The organism is Agrobacterium sp. a22-2 (assembly GCF_012276985.1).
GTDB lineage: Bacteria > Pseudomonadota > Alphaproteobacteria > Rhizobiales > Rhizobiaceae > Allorhizobium.
In genome coordinates this window covers 1-398 of sequence record NZ_JAAXMM010000105.1, presented here as the reverse complement: position 1 = coordinate 398, position 398 = coordinate 1, and the positions used below count along the sequence as shown (strand labels likewise).

General features: G+C 59.0%; 1 protein-coding gene. It reads right to left on the bottom strand.

Going from position 1 to position 398, the window contains the following annotated elements:
- Positions 1-17: 17 nt before the first annotated feature.
- Positions 18-398 (bottom strand): ABC transporter permease (locus HFC70_RS26600; RefSeq protein WP_168476313.1); only part of this gene is annotated, 381 nt, incomplete at its 5' end.

Below are 398 nucleotides of genomic sequence, written 5' to 3'. Positions count from 1 at the left end.
GATATGCAGAGCTTTTTTTATGCGATTTTGCGGCGAAACAGCGCGTAGGCGGCGCTGCCGGTGGTGGCGGTGATCACCAGCAGCGGCCACAGGCTGCGCCAGATGATGCTGAAGCTGGCGTCTTTCAGGTAGATCTGCTTGGTGATGTCGGTGAAGTGGCGTATCGGGTTCACCCAGGTCAGATCCTGCAGCCACACCGGCATATTCTCCACCGGCGAGACGTAACCTGAGAGCAGGATCGCCGGCATCATGAACACGAACACGCCGATAAACGCCTGCTGCTGAGTGGCGCACAGCGACGAGATCAGCAGGCCGAAACCGACCAGCGACAGCCCGTAGATCAGCATGGTGGCATAGAACAGCAGCAGCGATCCGGCGAACGGGATCTGGTACAGGAA